Annotated in this window: 16 protein-coding genes; 12 read left to right on the top strand and 4 right to left on the bottom strand. The window is 51.8% G+C overall.

What is annotated here, in order from left to right; translation table 11 throughout:
- Entirely contained in the window at positions 1-918 is a 918-nt protein-coding gene (locus EDM59_RS18625) for a response regulator (RefSeq protein ID WP_122924996.1), read from the top strand.
- Between the two features lie 73 nt (positions 919-991).
- The gene (locus EDM59_RS18620; protein ID WP_122924995.1) at positions 992-2047 is read left to right on the top strand and encodes a tetraprenyl-beta-curcumene synthase family protein; all 1056 of its coding nucleotides are present in this window, start codon (positions 992-994) and stop codon (positions 2045-2047) included.
- A gap of 11 nt (positions 2048-2058) precedes the next feature.
- Here the strand turns inward: EDM59_RS18620 and EDM59_RS31110 are convergent, their stop codons facing one another.
- Positions 2059-2232, bottom strand: a complete 174-nt coding sequence (locus tag EDM59_RS31110) for a DUF5325 family protein (protein ID WP_170184319.1) — start codon at positions 2230-2232, stop codon at positions 2059-2061.
- Between the two features lie 117 nt (positions 2233-2349).
- Here EDM59_RS31110 and EDM59_RS18615 point away from each other — a divergent pair, with 117 nt between their 5' ends.
- The 4 genes from EDM59_RS18615 (at position 2350) to EDM59_RS18600 (ending at position 5990) form a co-directional block, all read left to right on the top strand.
- On the top strand, positions 2350-2970 hold the full coding sequence (locus tag EDM59_RS18615) for a PilZ domain-containing protein (RefSeq protein WP_122924994.1): 621 nt from the start codon (positions 2350-2352) through the stop codon (positions 2968-2970).
- 120 nt (positions 2971-3090) lie between these two features.
- Positions 3091-3978 (top strand): AEC family transporter, encoded by an 888-nt coding sequence (locus tag EDM59_RS18610; protein ID WP_122924993.1) that lies wholly within the window; start codon positions 3091-3093, stop codon positions 3976-3978.
- 46 nt (positions 3979-4024) lie between these two features.
- Positions 4025-4864, top strand: coding sequence for a TrmB family transcriptional regulator (locus EDM59_RS18605; RefSeq protein WP_122925210.1), 840 nt, complete (start codon positions 4025-4027; stop codon positions 4862-4864).
- Between the two features lies 1 nt (position 4865).
- Positions 4866-5990, top strand: a complete 1125-nt coding sequence (locus tag EDM59_RS18600; protein WP_122924992.1) for a PQQ-dependent sugar dehydrogenase — start codon at positions 4866-4868, stop codon at positions 5988-5990.
- Here the strand turns inward: EDM59_RS18600 and EDM59_RS18595 are convergent.
- The 3 genes from EDM59_RS18595 to EDM59_RS18585 form a co-directional block, all read right to left on the bottom strand.
- Positions 5962-7209: an MFS transporter gene (locus tag EDM59_RS18595; protein ID WP_122924991.1), complete on the bottom strand. Its 1248-nt coding sequence runs from the start codon at positions 7207-7209 to the stop codon at positions 5962-5964. The two genes, EDM59_RS18600 and EDM59_RS18595, sit on opposite strands and share 29 nt — an antisense overlap.
- Before the next feature lie 67 nt (positions 7210-7276).
- Complete coding sequence (locus EDM59_RS18590; RefSeq protein WP_122924990.1) at positions 7277-8410, bottom strand: winged helix-turn-helix domain-containing protein; 1134 nt, start codon at positions 8408-8410, stop codon at positions 7277-7279.
- Positions 8401-10110: a sigma-54 interaction domain-containing protein gene (locus EDM59_RS18585; RefSeq protein WP_122924989.1), complete on the bottom strand. Its 1710-nt coding sequence runs from the start codon at positions 10108-10110 to the stop codon at positions 8401-8403. The genes EDM59_RS18590 and EDM59_RS18585 overlap by 10 nt, the downstream gene beginning before the upstream one ends.
- A 228-nt stretch (positions 10111-10338) precedes the next feature.
- On the opposite strand from EDM59_RS18585, the gene EDM59_RS18580 reads away from it, so the two are divergent.
- The 6 genes from EDM59_RS18580 to EDM59_RS18555 all read left to right on the top strand — a co-directional run bounded on the left by EDM59_RS18580 (position 10339) and on the right by EDM59_RS18555 (position 16772).
- Complete coding sequence (locus EDM59_RS18580) at positions 10339-11259, top strand: proline dehydrogenase family protein (protein ID WP_122924988.1); 921 nt, start codon at positions 10339-10341, stop codon at positions 11257-11259.
- Positions 11260-11340: 81 nt separating this feature from the next.
- Positions 11341-12303 (top strand): DNA-3-methyladenine glycosylase family protein, encoded by a 963-nt coding sequence (locus EDM59_RS18575; RefSeq protein WP_411503360.1) that lies wholly within the window; start codon positions 11341-11343, stop codon positions 12301-12303.
- A 193-nt stretch (positions 12304-12496) separates the two neighbouring features.
- The gene (brnQ, locus tag EDM59_RS18570) at positions 12497-13852 is read left to right on the top strand and encodes a branched-chain amino acid transport system II carrier protein (protein ID WP_122924987.1); all 1356 of its coding nucleotides are present in this window, start codon (positions 12497-12499) and stop codon (positions 13850-13852) included.
- A 222-nt stretch (positions 13853-14074) separates the two neighbouring features.
- Positions 14075-14770 carry a response regulator transcription factor gene (locus EDM59_RS18565; RefSeq protein ID WP_122924986.1) on the top strand — a complete coding sequence of 232 codons (696 nt, stop codon included), beginning with the start codon at positions 14075-14077 and terminating at the stop codon, positions 14768-14770.
- Positions 14770-16215, top strand: coding sequence for a sensor histidine kinase (locus EDM59_RS18560; RefSeq protein WP_122924985.1), 1446 nt, complete (start codon positions 14770-14772; stop codon positions 16213-16215). Before EDM59_RS18565 ends, EDM59_RS18560 begins: the two co-directional genes overlap by 1 nt.
- 161 nt (positions 16216-16376) lie before the next feature.
- Complete coding sequence (locus EDM59_RS18555; RefSeq protein WP_122924984.1) at positions 16377-16772, top strand: hypothetical protein; 396 nt, start codon at positions 16377-16379, stop codon at positions 16770-16772.
- The last annotated feature ends 363 nt before the right edge of the window (positions 16773-17135 follow it).

Below are 17135 nucleotides of genomic sequence, written 5' to 3'. Positions count from 1 at the left end.
ATGCGTTTTTTTATTACCGATGATGATCCGGCCGTTCGCTCGATGCTTGCTCAGCTTATTGAAGATGCTGACCTGGGAGAGGTGTGCGGGGAGGCGGAGGACGGCTCGCAGATTGACCGAGATTTTCTGGAGTGGAAACGAGTGGATATCCTCTTGATTGATCTGCTCATGCCCAACCGGGACGGGATTGAGACCATCCGCGATCTGAATGAGTATAGCGGCAAAATCGTCATGATCTCGCAAATCGAGTCCAAAAATATGATCGCGGAGGCGTATTCGCTAGGGATTGAGTACTACATTACGAAGCCGATAAACCGGTTTGAAGTGATCAGTGTTCTGCGAAAGGTGCGGGAGAAAATCCTGCTACAGCGATCCATCGAAGGCATCCAGCGATCTTTAAACGTACTGTCCGGACAGGCAGGTCACAGCCAAAGGGGACAAACGGATACGGAGCGAAATCTGGTGGCATCGGCGCGTTTTTTGTTAACGGAATTGGGGATGATCAGTGAAGCTGGAACGAAGGACTTGCTTGATATGGTTGAATATCTGCACAAGTGGGAAAAAGAGAAAGCAGGAGAAGAAAGCTTTCCTTCATTAAAGGGGATTTTTCTGCAAGTCGCGGCAAACAAGCTCGGGACAGAGGATTCCGCCCTTGTCCAAAAAGAAATGAAGGCTGCCGAGCAGCGCGTCCGACGTGCTATTTATCAGGCGCTGACTCACTTGGCCTCGCTCGGGCTTACGGATTATGCCCATCCCAAATTCGAATCGTATGCGACGATGTTCTTTGACTTTACGGAGGTGCGCAAGCGTATGCGGGAGCTGGAATCACAGAAAAGAACGGGACTATCCGCTACCAAGATTAACACCAAAAAGTTTATGGTCGTCTTGTACTTGGAGTCAAAGCGAAGGATTGGATAAATGCAAATGCCTTTTTGGAGCAGGGCAGCAAATGTGGTAAGATATCACTATTGTTGTATTGGGAGGGAAGCAAGTGAGCGAACTGCGTAATCCATGGCAGCTACTATATCGTGTCTATCGCCATGTTCAACCTGTTCTGGAACGGGAGTTTGCGGCTTGGCGGAAACGAGCAGAGGCCATTCCCAATCCGGAGCTCAAGAAACAGGCATTAGACAGTATGAATACAAAGAAATTTCACTGTCAGGGAGGATCGGTGTATGCGGCTCAGGTGGTGCCGTATGTAGAGACGATCGTTCCGTTGATTGTCGCCTATCAGACGATCAGCGACTACCTGGACAACCTGTGCGATCGCAGCACGTCGCTGGATCCGCAGGACTTTCGGCAATTGCATGTATCCATGCAGGATGCACTCACACCGGAAGCACCTCTGCGCGACTACTATTTGTATCGGGAAGACAAGGATGACGGCGGGTATTTGGCTTCTTTGGTTCAAACCTGTCAGAAACACGCGGGAAAGTTGCCTGCCTATGATAAAATACAAGAAAAGGTAGTGGAGTTTTCCAGCCTCTACAGCGATTTGCAGGTGTACAAGCACATCGCTCCGCATTTGCGGGAAGAGGAGCTGCTGAAGTGGTGGGACAAGTATAAGGAACGGTACGGGGAGCTGTATTGGCAGGAGTTTGCAGCCGTGACTGGCTCTACGATCGGGATTTTTGCTCTGTTTTGCTTGGCGACGCAGAAAGCCGTGTCAGAAGAACAGATCCGGGAAGTGAGCGAAGCCTACTTTCCATGGATGTGTGGACTGCATATCTTGCTTGACTATTTGATTGACCTGGAAGAAGACAGACTGGGCGGGGATTTAAACTTTGTCAGCTATTATGACTCAGAACGGGACGCAACGGATCGGCTGCAATATTTCATCAAACAAGCAAAGGCAAGCGTTAGACGCTTGCCAAATCCTTCATTTCACCGTATGATCGTGGACGGGCTTATCGCATTTTACCTGGCAGATCGCAAGGTAAACCGGAGCCAGCCACATATTTACACCATTGCAAAACAGCTGTTAAAGCAGGCGAAAGGTTTGCCGGCGCTGCTGTTTTATGTGAATAGTTTGCTTGTGAGAAGGTAACGGAGAAGGGGTCAGCGCATGTGCTTGCGCTTGTACGAAAAGCCAAATCCCATCAATGAGAAGGCAACAACGATACAGCCAAGGATACCTAAGGGGCTTTTTTCCCCAATGGCAATGCCAACTCCGATGAGACAGGCGGTTACGCAAAATGCCAAAGCCAATGTTACCAATTGATAACGATTCATCGGACTGTAACCTCCTATCTGTCAATGTTCCCATTATACCTTATTTTCCGCGAAAAACATCCAGGTAAAGAATTTGAAAACCCGGTAAAATATTGTGCGAAGTGGTGGAGACCGCAGATGGAAAGCATTTTACAAATCAAAAGAGACAATCGGATGATAGAGGGCCAAGTAACCTACGAAGAAGGGGACCTGATCGAAGCTGTTTTCCCGAGTCTACTGGATGTGACGGTCGGAGATCAGCTCCCTTGCCTCATGACGAGTGACTACGAGACGATCAGCAATTTCGAGGCGGTAGTCGTCGCGAAGGAAAAGAATAGACTCTTCCTGTTTCACTCGCCGACTGCCAGCGAATTTCGTGAGCAAAGACGCCGTTACCCGAGGTTTGATATGGAAATGAAGGGATGGATTCAATATCCATCTCAAGAGCCGGATTCGCTATTTTCCGTATACTCGCAAATGGTGAATTTGGTCAACCTCAGCCTGGGCGGACTGGCATTCCGAACGGATAAATCCATTCCGGAGGAGCAAGCGATCGTTTTTTCCGCAGAGCTGTACGGCAGAAATCGTCCTGACGGTGTCATCAAAGCGGAACTGAAGATCATTCATGAGCGCATTGTGGGACCTAACCACCTGTTTGGGTGTACCATCAATGGAATCAACGCACGTCATTTTCATAATTTGCGCAAATATATCCTGCAACGGCAAATCGAGGAACGCAGGAAGGTGACAATCGAATAGACCATTTTCGGAATTGGTTCGATGAGGGCCAATTTTTTTGTTGCTCAAAACCGCAGTTTGCCCGTTGAATTCTCTTGGAAGTGTAGTTACTATTACAGTAGTTACTAAAGGAGGGCTCGTATGCTGCAGGCGATGGTCGTTGTTTTTGGATTTATGGCTTTGGGCTATTTTGCACAACGCAAAGAGGAACAAAATCGCTCGTTGGCGAAGCTTTGTCTTTATTACCTCATTCCCATTCTGATCTTTCAGTCTTTTGTGCATACGGGAGTTTCCGTTCAGTCGCTCGCCATGATCGTCCTTCATTTTTTCGTGACGACCCTGATCGTGTACGTCCTTCTTCTGTATGTCGTTGGACGTTTTTTGGGCTGGAAGCAAGAGATGCTGAAATGGAACGTATTGGCCGCGACACTGGCAAACGTCGGGTATTTTGGGCTGGCCGTGATCCGCTATGCCGTTGGAGAGCATGCTGTTCCTTATGCAGTAGCCGTGTCCTTGGCATTTAATCTGTACATGGCGATTTTCGGCTTTTCACAGGTAGGCGATGAGCAGCAGTGGCAGGCGCGGATCAAGCGGATCTTTCAAAATCCGTACCTGTATGCAGTCGGTGCTGGGTTGATCTGGCGGTGGATGGACTTGCGCATGCCAGACTCGCTGGACGCTTTTCTGAATTTGGCTGCAAGCGCGACACTGCCTTTGACCCTGCTGCTGACAGGAGCGGAAATGCGCAAAAATCGCTACGAGCGCTCCGAGCTGTGGGATGCGGCGAAGGTGAGTGTGCTAAAGCTTGTGTTGCCTGTACTGGTCGCATGGCCGCTGGCGCTTTGGATGACGGTGGATCCGGTAGAGCAAGGGGTCATGATTCTCATGTTCGGAATGCCAACTTCGCTGAATCTGCTTCTGCTGGCAAAGGATCAGGAGCGGGATACATCCGCTCTGGCGATGGTCATTTTGCTGACGACACTCTTGAGTCCATTCACTCTGATGCTGGTCATGAATCACTTGCCCTAACGGAGGGGCAGGCTAGTCGTATTTGGGGAAAAAAGGAGAAATGACGTTGAGTACGTTATGGGAACAACTGCAGCTGTTCGGGTTTAATCAATATGAAGCAAAGGCGTACACGGCGCTGGTTGGCCTGGGTACCTCCAATGCGTATCAAATCAGCAAGGAATCGGGAATCCCGCGTGCGCGAATCTACGATACTTTGGAGACACTCGTGAAGCGAGGTCTCGTCTTGCTGGAAGAAGCTGCAGATGGAACGAAGAGCTATTCGCCGCTGCCTGTCGATGTGTTTCTCGAACAAGCCAAGCGAACCTTCGAGGAATCGTGGAGTCAGGTCGGCGAAGAGCTGCGTTCCTTGGAGAAGCGGGAGGCGAAAACAGAAGTTTCCCTCACGACGGTACGGGGGGAAGAAAACGTTCTGTCCTTTTGCCGTATCATGATCCGGCGGGCGAAGGAGCAAGTGGTGCTGTCCATGTGGGAGCCGATGTACGAAAAATTGCTGCCGGATCTTCTCGAAAAGGAAAAGAAGGGCTGTGCGATCAAAGGCATTCTGTTTGATGTGGAGCAACCGCTGGAAGGCTTGTACAAGCACCGGATTAACGAGTACATCAACAAAAAGACAGAGGAGCGCTGGTTCGTGCTGGCGGTGGATGGCAAGGAGCTGATGTACGGACATTCCGCTGAGCGAAAAGGCAATGCCTATTACACGGACGATCCGGTCCATATCTTTTTGCTGGAGGACTATATCTGGCACGATATTCTGGTGAATCGGCTCGTCGAAGCAGGAAGTCAGGAGCAGCTGGACCAGTGGATTCTTCCGGAGATGGAGCATTTCTTTGGGCGGAAAATGCTGCCGGAATCCTACTGGGAAGGTCGTGAAGGGAGGAAGGCTTAGGATGTGGAAAAAATGGGTCGCCAGTTTAGCTATGCTCGTCATCTTGGTGCCGGTCGCGGCTTGCGAGGCCATGGACACCGAAAGACCTGTCGTGTTGGAGCCAGAGCAGGCATTTCCCTATGACACCAAAGTCGTTGCCGATCATCTGGATGTGCCTTGGGCCATGGATGTGGCTGCAGACGGTCGAATATTTTTCACTGAAAGGCCAGGGAGAGTGCGGGTGATTCAGGAGGGGAAGCTGCGCTCCGAGCCACTGATTTCGTTCCCGGCTCCGTTTATTAGCGAAGGAGAAGGCGGGCTTTTGGGTCTCGCACTCGATCCGCAGTTTACCGTGAATCACTACCTGTACGTCTACCATACATACGTGGAGGGAGATCAGGTATACAATCGGGTTTTGCGTTTGCGTGAAGAAAACAACCGGGCTGGGATCGACAAAGTGCTGCTGGATAAAATTCCGGGAAGCGGCATTCATAACGGAGGGCGTGTGAAAATAGGCCCCGATCACCTGCTGTACATCACGACAGGAGATGCACGGGTACCACAGCTCGCTCAAGACCGCAGTAGCCTCGCCGGAAAAATTCTGCGAATCCGACTGGACGGCACAATTCCAGCCGATAACCCGTTTCCTGGCTCTCCCGTATACAGCTGGGGGCACCGTAATCCACAAGGACTCGCCTGGAATCCGGCAAACGGCTTCTTGTACAGCACCGAGCATGGGCAATCGGCGCACGATGAAATCAACCGAATCCAGAGTGGAGCCAACTACGGCTGGCCAGTCATTCAGGGTGACCAGCAAAAAGAAGGCATGACCGCGCCGATCCTGCACAGCGCGGAAACCACATGGGCGCCATCGGGCATGAGCTTTATTACGAAAGGTCCCTGGGCGAATCAGCTGCTTGTCGCCCATCTGCGGGGAATGCAGCTGCAAAAGATCACGCTGGACGCCGAACAACCGGATCAAGTAAAGGAAACAGCCGTGCTCTGGCAAGGAAAGTATGGACGGCTGCGCGATGTGTTTGAAGCCAAAGACGGCACTCTCTATCTTTTGACGAATAACCGTGACGGTCGCGGTACGCCACTTGATGAGGACGATCGCATTATCCAGCTTGCTCCGAAACAACCGTAGCGTTCGCCTTCTGATTGCCCCAGATAAAACGCTGGAGCAGAAGTGCGAATAAACCAATCGACACAATCCCCGAGCCGACCCATAGAAACGCCAGGCTGGACCCCCATACGGTCATAAGCCAGCCTCCCAAGAGCGGAGCGACGATGAACGTCATGCTTGTGAGGGAGTCGATAATGCCGCGGACTCTGCCCAAGGCCTCCTTGGGTGTTTCTTTTTGTACCAGGTAGTTCGAACCGACAGTGGTCAGCCCTGTCCCGACACCAGCAAACAGCGAAGCGGCGAGCAGCCAGAAGCGACTGGTTTCCGGCTGATACAGGGCGATCCAGGTAAAGCCGATGCCGATCAGAAAGACACCGCCGCCCAAGACCCAGCCGTAAGATCGCAGCTCCTTTTGGCGATGGAGCCAGGTTACGGTAAGCAAAGCACCCAGACCAATCACACTCACCGAGTACCCGACCATTTCGGGGTGAAGAGGTACCTTATCCCGAAAGATCACGGGCAGCTGTGCATCGGCAAGCTGGATGGTCATCATGGCAAAAAGCGAAAAGATCGTGCTAAACAGCAGGACGCGGTTTTGAAAAAAGATTCCCCAGCCTTCCTTCCAGGCCAGGTGAAACGGAAGCGCTTTTTCACGAGTCTCCGTCTTGGCAGCAGCGGGCTTCTTATCTACATGCCGTATGGGTAGCAGGAGCACCGTAGAGAGCAAGAAGCTGCAGGCGTTGACCATCAGACAGATCGCAGGAGCAAAGAAGGCAGCGACCATTCCACCGAGCAGCGGCCCGATCAGTTTGCCCATTTGGAAGACGGCACCGTTTAAGGAGGAGGCCTGCAGGAGCTGATGCTCGCAAACGACCTGCCGAGTCAACGTTTGCTGGGCAGGATCGTTAAAGACAGAAGCGCAGGACCGCAGGGCGATTACCACTAAAAACCACAAAGGATTGGGCATGGCGAGCAAAAGCAGGGTAGTGCCTGCCTGAATGAGGTTCATGACGATGATCATCTTGACCTTGTTTACCCGATCAGCAAGCACCCCGGCAAACTGCCCCAAAAGAATGCCCGGCACCGCATAGGCGATAGGCAAGAGCGCCATGGTCATCGGGTCTGCCTTCCAGACAAACCCCAGCAAGATGGATACGGCAATAAAATCAAACCAGTCCCCTAATGTAGACAGCCCATAGGCAAAAAACAAGATGCGAAAGGTTTTGTTTTCTCTAAGCAATCTGATCCCTCCAACCAACTATTCCTTTTGAGGATACGGGAGAATTGTCAGAGGAATATCAAAGGGCTTAAGAAAGGGCGGAGAGGATCGATTTCTTCAAACGTTCCAGGGCATATTCACGGTTCAGCTCTTCCCACAGCTTCGAGTATTTTCGCAGCCATTCTTCATCATAGGGATGAGTGAGAAGGAAAAAGTGAACGGTCTTCACCGCATAGATGAGATGGGGAATAAATTTGGTGGCACGGATAATCTCTACGCCTTCGTCAATTTGCTGGCGAGCTTTTGCGCGGTCCCCCCGCATGTAAAGACAGATTCCCCGATAAACGATGAAGCTGCCTAGCTCCCGCTGCATAGGCACCAGCTGCAGGTTCGCCGCAGCGTGCAAAATCAGCTCCTCCGCTTCTTCCGGCCGATTGGACACAAGAGCGAGCAGCACTTGCTGGGCGTGCAGAAACAGGGTGAAGCTTTTGGATTCCATGCTGGCAACCACCTGCCTTGCCACTACAAGCTGTTCTTCCGCTTCTTTCCGCAGTCCTGCCAGCGCAAAGACTGCGACGGCTGTAATTTGCACCTCATCGCGAAATGTGGGGGGCATCTGTCCAGCATACGCTTCTACCCGTTTTAACAAGTGCACGGTTTTTTCCATCTCTGTCTCTGCCATGTAGTAAATATGAAAAAGATAAAAAAGCCGCTCCGGTAAGGAAAAAGACGTATTTTCCACAAACCACGGAAAATCACCGCGAATAAAATGCAGGTACATCTCGTAAAAAGGGTCCAAGGAAAAACCGAGCACTTCCTGATTGGCTTGCAGTGTCTGCATGGCTGCACCCATTCCCATGCCGTGGTAGGTCTCCATCAAGCTGCGGATCGTATCTGCAAACTCATGGTTGAGCACCGAGGGCTGGGGAGGCTGATGCTGCTTCCACGTCAAGCGATATCCAACTCCCCGCACCGTATCGATGGTAAATAAAGGAGACCACTTTTGTAGCTTTCGGCGCAACCGGTAAATGTGATCATCGACAGTCCGATCGGTCGGGTCCTCCAACGGCCAGACGCGATCGAGCAGCTCTTCTCGGCTGAACGTCCGGTTTTTCCACGTGAACAGGTAGTGAAACAAGGCATACTCCTTGGGCAGGAGCGTAATCGTCTCATCGGCATAATGGACTTGAAACAGCTCGTCAGACCATGAAATTATTCCCATCGAAACGACTCCTCACGCAAGCCGTATTTTTTCATCTTGTTGTACAGCGTCCCGCGCGAAATGCCAAGAAGCTCGGCAGCCGCTTTTTTGTTGCCGTACGTACGCTCCAGTGCAGCTGTGATCCGCTCTTTTTCCGTGCCTGCCAAACCTGGTGCAGGAGCGTACAACGGCTGCGGCATCGGACGAGGCTGGACGGGCGGCGCATAGGCAGGAACCGCTTCGACGGTGTGCTGAGAGCGAATCGTAGAGGGCAGATGCTCCGGCTGAATGACCCCGTTTTCCTGCAAAATGGACAGGCGCTCGATGACATTGCGCAGCTGACGGATGTTTCCGGGCCAGCTGTAGTCAGACAGGGCCTGCATGACCTCAGGGGCGATTCGCGGGACAGTCTGTTCATGGACGACGGAATATTCCTGAATGAATATCTGCACCAGCTCAGGCAAGTCTTCGGGGCGTTCGCGCAAAGGCGGGATTTCCAGCGAAAATACGTTGAGCCGATAGTACAAGTCTTCACGGAAGCGTCCGTCTGCGATCATTTGTTCCAGCTGGCGGTTGGTAGCCGCAACGATCCGGGTATTGACCGTGATGGGCTCTGTTCCACCGACGCGATAGAACTGACGCTCCTGCAGGGCGCGAAGCAGCTTGACCTGCAGCTCCAAAGGCAGCTCGCCGATTTCGTCGAGGAACAACGTCCCCCCATGAGCTAGCTCCAGCTTTCCGGGCTTCCCTTTTTTTTCAGCTCCAGTGAACGCTCCACCTTGATAGCCAAACAGCTCACTTTCGAACAGAGCGGCGGGAATCGCACCGCAGTTGATGGCGATAAACGGCTTTTCCCGACGCCGGCTGGCTTGGTGGATGGCTTTGGCAAACAGCTCTTTGCCCACACCGCTCTCCCCGTAGATGAGGACAGTTGCATCTGTCTGCGCTACTTTCCGGGCGGAGAGGATGGCGGAATGGATAGAAGCGGAATGGCCTTTGATGGCATAAAACGGGTCGTCTCCCGCCTGAAAGCGGCTCATTTCCTGCTGCAGGGTATGCAGATGGGCGGTGGTATGGGAAAGCTGCTCGTTCAGTCGCACGAGCTCCGTGATGTCCTGCTCGATGGAAATGGCCCCAATGATATCGCCCTCCAGCCGAATCGGAGCGGCGTTGATCAAGACGTGGCTGTCCGGACGTGGGATGTGGTAGACACGCTGTACGGACGTTCCTTGCTTCAAGGCGTCCAGCAGGCGGATGGATTCGCTAGCGAAGTGCTGATCCAGGGAGGTGCCGATCACCTGAGCCCGGTCAATTTCATAGATCGTTTCCGCTGCCCGGTTCCAGTGCTGCACAACGTTGCGGGAATCCACGATCGTCGTCGCCTCACTCATCGTATCCATTAGGGTGCGCAGCAGCACGGACTGGTTTTGGATCAGGGTGAGATAGGTTGAAAATAACTGGTCCGGGGCAATCATGCCGGTTGGCTTCCCCGCTTCATCGACAGTGACAACACCTGGTATGGACGTTTCCGTCAAGTGATGGCGGAGCAGCTTGGTGACCTCTGTCAGCGTGGCTGTTTCTGCGACCACAAGCATCTTGGTGGTATGCCCATCGTGCTGCCAAACACCTTCACTTTCGCCAGCGCGTATGCTGATCTCATCAGGGCTGACGGGTACAGTGAGGGAGAGGACAACACTATCCAGTGAAAATAAGGGTTTCAAATCATCACTTCCTAACCACACTAATAGTGAGTTTTTTTATGCCGTGCACAGAGGAACATCTATTCAAAAGTGTACAAGAATAAACACGATATGTACAGAAGTGTATAAAATGTACGTTCCTTGCTCTGACTCCCGGCATCAATCATGAGACCTAGAGCCGAAGAATGCTTTGGCATGATTCATGCAGGAATAAAGACGCAGAGTACGTTGAGGAGGAGACAGTCAACGATGGAACAAGCTATGAAGGACTTTTTTCTATTCTTATCCAAAAACCAAGCACTGAACAATGCCGCAAAAAAATGGGGCCTGCGCTTTGGGGCGAACCGTTTTGTATCCGGGGAGACCATCGCTGAGGCAATCCGCGCTGTTCGCGACCTGAACCAAAAGGGACTCGTCTGCACGTTGGACCACCTGGGTGAATTCGTTTTTAGCGTAGAGGAAGCAAACGAATCGGCCGATTACTGCATCAAGACGCTTGAGGCGATTCATGAATCCGGTGTGGATTGCAACCTGTCGCTGAAAATGACCTCGCTCGGTCTCGACATCAGCCGCGAGCTGTGCATGCAGAATATGCGCCGCATTCTGGATGCTGCGAAGGCGAACGGAAACATCTTCGTTCGCATCGACATGGAAGACTACGCGCACAATCACGTAACGATGGAAATTTTGAACGAGCTGCTGGAGGACTATGATAACGTAGGGACCGTAATCCAGGCATACCTGTACAAGGCATCCGACGACATCGACAGTCTGAAAGACAAAAAAGTCAACTTCCGTCTGGTAAAAGGCGCGTACAAGGAATCCCCTGAAGTCGCTTACCCGAACAAGGCAGATGTAGATGAAAACTACAAAAAAATCATCAAGCAGCATTTGCTAAACGGCGGCTATGCAGCGGTTGCTTCCCATGACGATGCGATCATCGAGTATGTGAAAAAGCTGGTGAAGGAGCAAAACATCCCGCGCACACAGTTTGAATTCCAGATGCTCTACGGGATCCGCAGTCAGTCGCAGATCGATCTGGCTCGCGAAGGCTACAAAATGCGTGTCTATGTACCATACGGCAACGACTGGTACGGCTACTTCATGCGTCGTCTGGCGGAAAGCCCGGCAAACGTGAAGTTCGTCCTCAAAGGGATGTTTACCAAGTAAAACAGCAAGATCGTGAAATGAAGATTGAACACCTTCGGATGAGTCCGGAGGTGTTTTGTGTTATCTTAGTAGGATATGGTAATGGCGAACCATCATATAAAGAATGGAGAGATGCTCGTGTATTCGTCTGTCATCTCGCTTACTCCCCCGTATTCGTTTGAGCGTCTGTTGCGCCGGTTGGAGACGCATCCGGACCCGCAGCTGTTAGTCGATGTGCAGGAAAGCACTTTGCGTCGGGTATTTCGGGTAGGGACACGTCCGATATTAGTAAGTCTTCAATTTGCAGGCACGATGGAGCAGCCCTTCATTCGTTTGCATACCGAGGCGACTCTGTCTGTGTCGGAGCAGCAGCTCTTGGAAAAAACGATCCGGCATGTGTTTAGTGCCGACCTCGACCTGAATCCCATTTATGAGCATATGCGCCAGCAGCAGCCTATGGTGATTTTGACCGAACGATTTCGTGGACTGCGCCTGATGCTCGACTCTGACTTGTTTCAGTCGATGGTAAAGACGATCATCGGGCAGCAGATTAATCTGGCGTTTGCCGCCTCTCTGACGCAGCGGTTAATGGAGCTGGCTGGAGATGTGATGGTGGATGAAACAGGGCATAAGTTTATGGCGTTTCCGACAGAGGAGGCTGTCGCCAGACTGGAGCCGGCGGATTTGCGTCCCCTGCAATTCAGTCAGCGAAAAGCGGAATACATCATCGATTACGCTCGTGCCATTGTCAACGGAACGGTCGATTTGGATCGGCTCTGGCAGATGGAGGACGATGAGATCATCGAGCATCTGACCGCGCTAAGAGGGATTGGGCGATGGACAGTCGAGTGCCTGATGATGTTTGGCATGGGACGTCCTGACCTGCTCCCGGCAGCAGATATCGGTCTGCGAAACGGACTGCAGATGGTCTATGAGCTGGCAGAAAAACCGGATGAAAAGGAAATTCGCCGGATTGGGGAAGACTGGCGGCCTTGGCGCAGCGTCTATTCGTTATACATATGGGAAGCGGTCGGAGCTGTCAGAAGAAAGGAGACCTGGGAGTAACGGGCAGACTAGCATTATGCCTTCTCCCCCTCAAGGTCTGGCAGCTGGAATGGAAAGCTGGACAAGTACAAATACTAATCCTAGAACGGGAATGTTTCCAATAACTTCGAATAAAAAGAAGGTTGTAGTTGCGCGAAAATTTAAGCTATAATAAATAAAATTTAAAAATAATAAAATATTAAAGGGGAACAACATGAGAGAATTATCAACGAGAGAGACCATCACTGTGGGACTCATGCTGTTTGCCCTGTTCTTCGGAGCGGGCAATATGATTTTTCCACCTGCCTTGGGACAAGCGGCAGGTACGGATGTATGGACAGCGATGCTGGGCTTTATCACGACGGGTGTAGGCTTGCCATTGCTGGGAGTCATCGCAGTAGCATACGGTGGAGGAAATCTGCAGACGCTGGCAGGAAGAGTGCATCCTCTCTTTGCAGTCGTCTTTACGTTTATTGTTTATTTGGCCATTGGTCCGTTTATGGCGATTCCGCGTACAGGGACTGTAACGTTTGAAATGGCCATCCTGCCGTTTTTACCTGATTCGGCAAAAGGAAGCTGGGTACCGCTGTTCATTACCACGATTATCTATTTTGCCTTGACCTATTGGCTCTGCCTGAATCCGTCCAAGCTGGTTGACCGGATCGGGAAAATCTTGACGCCAGCCTTGCTGATCATTATTGGCGTCATGTACGTCGGGACCCTGCTGAATCCGATCGGGGAAATGGGGCAGCCGACAGGTGCGTATCAGGAATCACCGTTCATCAAGGGCTTTTTGGAAGGCTATTTGACGCTGGATGCTCTGGCAGCGATGGTTTTCGGAATCGTGGTGACCACATCCGTACAGGCTGTAGGGGTCACAGATCCGAAGAAAATCACAAAATCTACGATTAAGGCTGCCATTATCGCAGCGATCGGCCTCGGCTTGGTTTATCTCGCCCTGAGCTATATGGGGGCTACCAGCTTTGCCTTGGGGCATTCCGAAAATGGCGGACAGATTCTGACTGGCGTCGTGCAGCATCTGTTTGGACCGCTTGGCTCCATGCTGTTGGGCTTGGCAGTCATGCTGGCTTGCTTGACGACATCGGTTGGTCTGGTATCGGCATGCGGCAGCTTCTTCTCGGAGAAGATTCCCGGGGTTTCTTACAAGACTATGGCAGCGATTATCAGCGTGTTCAGCGCGGCAGTAGCCAACGTCGGCTTGACGCAGCTGATCGCATTTTCCGTTCCGGTACTGATGGCGATCTATCCAATCGGCATCGTGCTGATGCTCCTGTCTTTTGCCCACAAGCTGTTTCGAGGCTACTCTTCTGTCTATATTGGTGCGATCGTGGTAACTGCGGCCATCAGCCTGATCGATGGTGCTGCTCTCATCGGCTTGCCGGTTGAAAATATCACCGATGTATACGGGAATTTGCCGTTGTATAAGGAAGGTATCGGTTGGCTGCTTCCTGCGATTGCCGGTGCACTGCTGGGCTATTTGTGGGGAAGCCTGCGTCCGAAGCGCAAAGGAGAACAGAAGGCATATCAGGAGAAACCGAGCAATACGTAAAAGCAAACCTCTAGCGAGGAAAACAAGCAGAAGTCGGGACCTTGCGCCCGGCTTTTTTCTATCCCATTCATTTTCTGGCATGCAGCTGAGACGGATCGCAAAGAAGTCGATTAACGGAAGAGCTTCCTTCTAGTTCCAGCTGGCTAGGTCTTCCATCTGTCCACAATCTCTTGCATCTGTGATACCATAGGTAAAAGCCTGCCTGAAGGGAGGTTGTTGGCATTGGCACAAACAAAAGTTTTGGTAGCGGACGACGATCCGAATGTACGAGAAATTATAAGCTTGTACTTTTCGAAGCAGCAAATCGATCTCGTCGTCGCGGGAGACGGAAAGCAAGCCATTGAGCTGATGGAAAAAGAAGCGCCGGATATGGTCATTCTGGACGTGATGATGCCGCAGATGGATGGATTTGAGGCATGCAGGGAGATCCGCAAGAAGTGGGATACACCGATTATCATGCTGACAGCAAAAGACGAAGAATTTGATCGCGTACTCGGGCTGGAGCTCGGCGCGGATGATTATGTAACGAAACCTTTTAGTCCGCGCGAGTTGGTGGCGCGGATTCGAGCTATTTTGCGGCGAATGCAGCCCAAAGCAAAAGCGGTAGAGGATGTCGCGAACCCGCTGACGTTTGATCAGCTGACAATCGATCTGGATAAGCGGGAGGTCGTTGCCGCAGGAGAGAAAGTCAGCTTCCGACCCAAGGAGTTCGATCTGCTTGTCCAGATGGCGAAGTCTCCAGGCAGCGTGTTCTCACGTGAGCAGCTGCTTGAGCTGGTATGGGGCTTTGACTATTTCGGAGACGTGCGTACGATCGATGTCCACATCAAAAAGATCCGGCAGCGCCTGGATAAGCTTCCGTATGAATGCATTCATACTGTCTGGGGGATCGGCTACAAGTTCGGGGTGGAAGCCTGATGCTAGGGACATCGAAGAGCATTTTTCGCCGTCTGCTGTTCAGCTTTCTGGCTACCGTTCTTGTCGGGCTAGGGATTTCCGGCCTGCTCATTTCGCTTTTTGCGCGCGAGTACATCTACGATTCCAAGGAAGAAGAGATGCTGCGGATGGCCAAAAAGGTTAACGTGGCGATTCAGGACTACGATAAAGTAAACAAACGGCTGGTCGATCAGCTGGTCTCACTGGATCAAGCCTTCGATACCCGGATTTGGCTATTTGACCAGGATGGGAAAATCGTGGCGACCTCGATGAAAGATGAAGTATTTACGGGCAAGTCGATCGCTGTATCGATTGCTGACAAAGTGCTCAAAGGGAAGAGTGCGGTCACAGAGCTGCAAATCGAAGGACTGGAAGACCCGATGCTTTCTGTAGCCGTGCCGTGGGGCGAGGGAGAGGAAGTGTACGGCGGGATCATCCTGCATGCTCCTATCGAGGGAATTGAGAAAACCTTCGGGCAGATGAGAGAGACGATCCTGTGGGCAACGCTGTTTGGTGTCCTGCTCTCCACAGCGATGGTTTCCTACCTGTCCTGGTCGATTTCCCGCCCGCTGCGGACGATTGAGCGGACTGCGGCAGAGATTGGGCGAGGGAATTATGCAGAGCGGGTCCATGTCGATACCTCCGACGAGATCGGCGATGTGGCGCGGACGATCAATACGATGGCAGAAAAGCTGGAGAAGGTCGAACAAGAGCGGCACCATCTGGAGCAGGTGCGCAACGATTTTCTCGCAAACGTGTCCCATGAGCTGCGAACGCCTCTCACGGCCATACAGGGCTTTCTGGAGGCGCTCCAGGACGGTTTGGTCGAGGAGGAAGAGGCACGGCAGAAATATTACGCCGTGATGTATTCGGAAACGATGCAGGTCAACCGGCTTGTCGATGACCTGATGGATCTGATGAAGCTGGAGAATAATGAAATCAATTTGGCGAAGTTCCCCGTCGATGTGGGAGAGGTCATCAGCAAGGTGGCGTTTGCATTTCGGGCAGAGACGGAAGAGAAGGGGATTGCGCTTCATGTGGAGCTTCCTGATGAGCTTCCGAAAATCTACGCGGATCGGGATCGGGTCGCCCAAATTCTGAAAAACTTCGTAAAAAACGCGGTGAAGTTCACGGAGCAAGGAGAGATTCGCATACGTGCACAAGCAGAGGAAGCCTATGTCCGGATCCAGGTGGCAGATACGGGGATCGGGATCTCCCAGGACGACGTGCATCGAATCTGGGAACGCTTCTTTAAAGTCGATCGAGGGCGCTCCAAAAACAACAAGGGAACCGGCTTGGGCCTCGCAATCGTCAAGGAACTGGTAGAGCTGCACGACGGCAAATGGAAGGTCGAGAGCGAGCTGGGCGAGGGAAGTACGTTTACCGTCTGGCTGCCGACTGTCGCGAGCTATCGCCAAACGACGTAAGATTGCTTGCCGTTGCGCCTTTGACAGGATGGTCATACTTTTTTCATCTTTTGATCATGCTTTTTTCCCACTTTCCTCACAGAATGGTTATCTTTCGCCTGTAGTATGTAGTTGTGGCCGAGAGAGAGTCACGACACCAAGGAAATGAAAGGGGAATGAACATGAATAAGAGATGGGTTTCCATCGCAGCTGTCGCATTGCTCCTGTCAGGTAGCTTGGTTGCCTGCTCCAGCAATACGGGCACTCCAGAACCTGCGACACAACAAGAGGGGGGCGCCGCAACTACACCGGAGAGCTCCACCAACACGACTAGTGAATCGACCGATAGCTCGGTTTCCCAAGATCAATCTACACCTGATGCAGCAACAAGCGGCTCTGAAGCCGGTACCGCTGGTTCGTCTGACAGCTCCAGCACGTCATCCGATTCCACTACATCGAGTGACAGCAGCACAGACACCAAGACTGACGCAGGCTCCACAGATGCATCCGGAGCAGCTGGTACAGAGAACAGCGGTTCTTCTGACCAGTCCAGCACGACTGACGCACCGAAGCAATAACGCAGCATGATTGTAGCTGTACAGTAACTGTTATCGAGTAATCGAGCATTGACGACAAGAAGCCAACTTGTTCGTTTGTACTCCTCTACTTCCCTCCCCGGGTTTACCATATACCTGATTTTTAGGTGGCGATCTGCCGCCTATTTTTTTGTCTGGAAATGACTTGTTGATCAAGCGCGCGACAAAAACGTTTTTAAAGGCGCAACAAATGGCTACCAAAAAGCTCACGGTAAGGTTTCTGTGAGCTTTTTTGCTATGCAGCAATAGTGAGTATGTGGATTGGCTGTGACTCAACATGATTCCCTTCTAGTAAAAGTGCTAGAAAAAATAAAACTTTATATTGAATTAAATATTCGGAAAAGT

The organism is Brevibacillus nitrificans, from assembly GCF_003710965.1.
In the GTDB taxonomy this organism is placed as follows: Bacteria; Bacillota; Bacilli; order Brevibacillales; family Brevibacillaceae; genus Brevibacillus; species Brevibacillus centrosporus.
This window is presented reverse-complemented; position numbering and strand designations above follow the sequence as displayed.